Origin of the sequence: Candidatus Thiosymbion oneisti (assembly GCF_900092655.1) — a bacterium.
GTDB classification, from domain to species: domain Bacteria; phylum Pseudomonadota; class Gammaproteobacteria; order Chromatiales; family Chromatiaceae; genus Thiosymbion; species Thiosymbion oneisti.
In genome coordinates, this window is the sequence record NZ_FLUY01000187.1 from 1 (window position 1) to 4,163 (window position 4,163).

The 4,163-nt window shown below is 55.3% G+C and carries 3 protein-coding genes; all 3 read right to left on the minus strand.

Annotated elements, in window-relative coordinates:
* Positions 1 to 127 precede the first annotated feature (127 nt).
* Genes asnB through BQ17_RS01710 form a run of 3 tightly spaced genes read right to left on the minus strand, consistent with a single transcriptional unit; the run spans position 128 to position 4,015 of the window.
* Positions 128 to 2,017, minus strand: coding sequence for an asparagine synthase (glutamine-hydrolyzing) (gene asnB, locus BQ17_RS01700; RefSeq protein WP_089724012.1), 1,890 nt, complete (start codon positions 2,015 to 2,017; stop codon positions 128 to 130).
* 2 nt (positions 2,018 to 2,019) lie between these two features.
* On the minus strand, positions 2,020 to 2,922 hold the full coding sequence (locus BQ17_RS01705; protein ID WP_176722242.1) for an alpha-1,2-fucosyltransferase: 903 nt from the start codon (positions 2,920 to 2,922) through the stop codon (positions 2,020 to 2,022).
* 28 nt (positions 2,923 to 2,950) lie between these two features.
* A complete protein-coding gene (locus BQ17_RS01710; RefSeq protein WP_089724014.1) occupies positions 2,951 to 4,015 on the minus strand; it encodes an NAD-dependent epimerase/dehydratase family protein in 1,065 nt (354 codons plus the stop codon).
* Positions 4,016 to 4,163 lie beyond the last annotated feature (148 nt).

A 4,163-nucleotide genomic window follows, 5' to 3' on the forward strand; every position in this document is an offset into this window, starting at 1 on the left:
AATCATGACTGAAAACCCCTTTGATTGATTTTGTAGATGAGTTATTCTACTCTAGCATTTAAAAAATACCACTACCAAAATTTTTATGAAATTTTCGCTGGAAAATTTCATAAACCAGAGTTTTCGTTCAGGCACTATCCATCCTTCGAGTAAAATTGTCGCCGCAATTCTTTAGCGCCTTCTCAAGCATGAAGAGTGCAAACAGTCGCGCGCCGTTTGTCCTGTTTTTCAATTGACCACGATGCAAGCGCATCACTTCGGCTAAATTGATCAAATCTCGCGGCAGAGTCTCTAGTTGCTCTTCGGCATTTGCGGCCTTCATCCATTGATCCATTGGCACCGAAAATCCTTGTTTCCGGTTCAGCACAAAACCTTTCGGCAAGTATTTTTTTGCCATCAAATTTTGCACGCGACGGCGCTCGTCAGGAGTACATTTCCAGTGTGGTGGAATCTCGCGAAAGGCATGTTCCACCAAGCGATAATCAAGGAACGGCGTCCTTACTTCCAGGCTGTTCGCCATGCTGGCCCGGTCGACCTTGACCAGGAAATCGTCCGCCAGCACTTGCTGAAAGTCGAGTCGCGTCAGGCCGTCGACCGGATCTTGAGGCTTACCGAAAAGCGCAAGGCTGCGGCGCTCTGGCGCATCGAGATCCGGGCCAAGGGCCGCAAGGACATCCGGAGTCAAGATTCGGCAGCGCAATTCGATATCAAAGTAAGGCGTTCCCCAAATACTCGCCTGCTCTAGGCTGGCCCGCAGTGACGCCAGTCGATTGCGGCCGCGAACGCCCGCCGGCAGCCTTACGGCCAAGCGTGCGGCGATCCCGAGCGCGGGCTTCGGCAGCCAACCAAGGCGAGCTCGATCACGCAGCGCCGCCTGATAGTAACTGTAACCCCCATAGAGCTCATCACCGCCGTCGCCGCCGAGTGCTACGGTCACGTGCCGACGCGTCAGCCGGCTGATCAGGAACATGGGCAGAATCGACGAATCGGCAATCGGCTCATCGACGAAGGGGGCAAACTCGTCCAAAAGGCCCAACGAAGGTTGCTCGATCGGCAGCACCTGGTGTTTGGTGCCGAAGGCATCCGCCACGAGTTGTGCATGAGCAGTTTCGTCGAGCGCAGAACCCGGGTTGCCAATTGTGAAGGTCTGTATTGGCTGACCAGAGACATGCGCGGCGGCCGCCGTGACAAGGCTGGAATCCAAACCACCGGAGAGAAACACCCCGGTGGGCACATCGCTGCGCAGGCGCAGTCGTGTCGAATCGACCAGCAGTGACCACGCCTGCTCGGCCAGCATCTCCCCATCCGTAGCGTCGGCTGCGCCCGTCAGCCGTTCGGGAAGCTGCCAGTAGCGCCAAACCTTGAATCCCCCGTGTGCGCGGTCAAATAAACCGGCATGGCCAGGCGGCAGTTTTCGCACGCCAGCAGCAATGCAGAGATCGCCCGGCACATAGCCCAGCGCCAAATAGTGATTGAGTGCCTGAAGATCGATGCCGCCCTCAACACGCAATCCTTTTAACTCCGATGCAAACTCCAAGCGGCCACGCCGGTGACGGTAGTAGAAGGGCTTTTCTCCGGCGCGATCACGAGCAACAAATAGACGTTCCTGCCCCGGGCCACGGCGCCGATCCCAGATCGAGAACGCCCACATACCATTGAGCCGACCAAGACAAGCCGTGCCCCAATGACGGTAAGCTGCCAACAGAACTTCCGTATCACCTTCGGTACGGAACCGCTCACCAAGGGCTTCAAGCTCAGCGCGCAACTCCAAATAATTGTAGATCTCGCCGTTGAAGACCAGGATCAACAGTCCGTCTTCGGAAACGAACGGCTGATGACTATCGGAGCTGGTATCGATGATCGAAAGTCGGCGGTGCCCGAACGCCGCTCCGCCATCGGGCGCAATCCAGACACCCGAAGCGTCCGGGCCACGATGCCTCATCCTGCCACAGGCCGTGCGCAGCCAAGTCAGCTCCTGCTCGTTCGCGACACCAACAATGCCGACAATCCCGCACATGGTTAAAATGTCTCCCACTGCGGGCAGAGGCTATCGCTGTTCACAAAGTTGTCCGCCGCCAGAATCTGCTGGCTCTCGCTACCGCGCACGGCAGCGCTCAACCATGCGCCCCACCAATAGTAGGAGCTGTTGGTGATGATGTGGTGGCGGCAACGGGTCATGAGCCACAGACGCTCCAGCGTGCCTGTAAAGCCGTCGTCATGGGTCACGGACACCGTATCGTCCGGCAGGTTAAGCTGATCCAACAACGGCGAACGATGGGCGCAGAAGATGTAGAAGCGCGCTTGCGGCTGCCGCAAACGCAGCCGCTCTACGGTGGCCCGAATGTCTGCCGCGGTCTTCACCCGGCCCTCGCGTGCATGAACAGCGGGATCGGCACTCTCCTCATACAGGCGTATGCCCAACGCCACCGAATTGGTGCGCTGCATCTCATCCCCCAAGGTCAAAAAGCGCCGCTGGTTCGGCGGAGGCGGCATCAGTTCGCTACGAAGTAACGTTGCACAGTCGTCGAAATATCTAGGGCTTTGCCAGTAGCCCACCAGCCAGGTGCTACGGACGGGTTGTACCTGTAGGAGCACCGGCAGGAAGGATATTTCAGTCTCTTGGAGGAAATCTCCGTAGCGGTGGCGATTCACCAGTTCAGGAGGTTGGCGGCGGTGTCGATATTGCCAGCGATAGAGCCATATTGGCAGGCGCTGCCACGGTCTAGCGATGCGCGCACGAACCGGCAACGGTGCAAGTTCGTAGTGGCGGCGATACTGCCTGTCGCGGACGAAACCGCTCCAGTTGTCCAAGACCAGCTCTGCGTTGTGCCTGTAGGCCATCGCTCGTGCGGTTGCGTACTGAAAGAGCTGGTTGCCGAGGCCGCCATTGAGGTAAGCAAAAATAGAAATCGGAATGGTCATCAGAATTGTCCTTGCCTTGCGCTTCATGTTAAGGCCGATGACGATCTACCCAGCCATCATGTATCTCCTGAAAGATTGAGTTCAAGTCTTTGGTGATACGCCAGTCAGGGTAGTGGGCCTGCATTTTTCTTAGGTCGCTGTAGTAAACGATATGGTCTCCCTCTCGTGCCTTGTCCGAGTACTGATAATTCATCTGCTTACCGCTGATCGATTCTATCAGCCTGAACGCCTCCATCATGGAAATGCTGTTTTCCCTTCCACCACCCAAGTTATAGACCTCGGCGATCCGGGGCGCCTGAATGAATCGTGCGATAAAATTGGCCACATCCCAGGAGTGAATGTTGTCACGCACCTGTTTAGCCTTGTAGCCAAAGACGGTGTAAAGCTGGCCCTCTAGATTACATTTGATGAGATAGCTCAAAAAGCCATGTAATTCCACACCGCTGTGGCTGGGGCCGGTAAGGCAACCACCGCGCAGGCAGCAGGTGGGCATATTGAAGTAACGGCCATATTCCTGGACAAGGACATCGGCAGCAAGTTTCGATGCACCGAACAGCGAGTGTTTAGATTGATCAATGCTGAATGACTCAGGGATGCCCTGTTGCCATGTAACGTCGGCAAACTCCCAGCGAGTGTCATTCTCAACCAGTTCCAAACGATTTGGAGCGTCGCCGTAAACCTTGTTTGTGGACATGTGCACAAAGGGAGATTCTGGGCAATGTTGGCGAGCAGCCTCAAGAAGATTCAGCGTACCGACTGCATTCGTATCGAAATCTTCGAACGGAATCTGTGCCGCACGATCATGAGAAGGTTGGGCGGCTGCATGAACGATTGCAGAAGGGCGCAGATCCGCCACCAAATTGAATACGCCCTCCCTATTCCTGATATCAAGATCATGGTGGGTGAAACTGGAATACTGCTGCTTCAACCGCTCTTGATTCCATCGCGTGCTGCCAGATGCGCCGAAGAACACCTCACGCTGGTTGTTGTCAACTCCGTGAATAATACGACCATCACGAGCGAAGAACGCGACAACTTCACTACCGATGAGACCGCTTGACCCAGTGATAAGAATAATATTTTGAGACTTCATGAAAACCTCTTCAATGACTTAGTTTAAAGGAACAATCGTTTCACCGCTCGTGCTTCGCCAATATCCCTCCAGGGTAGTGGCTAAATTTTAAGTGATGAAGTCTGCCGACCCCTACCCCGTCATTCCGGCAGGGATTGCCGGAATCCAG

Coding starts and splice junctions, on each gene's coding strand:
- asnB (WP_089724012.1), bottom strand. CDS start 2,017: ATGTGCGGGATTGTCGGCATTGTTGGTGTCGCGAACGAGCAGGAGCTG.
- BQ17_RS01705 (WP_176722242.1), bottom strand. CDS start 2,922: ATGACCATTCCGATTTCTATTTTTGCTTACCTCAATGGCGGCCTCGGC.
- BQ17_RS01710 (WP_089724014.1), bottom strand. CDS start 4,015: ATGAAGTCTCAAAATATTATTCTTATCACTGGGTCAAGCGGTCTCATC.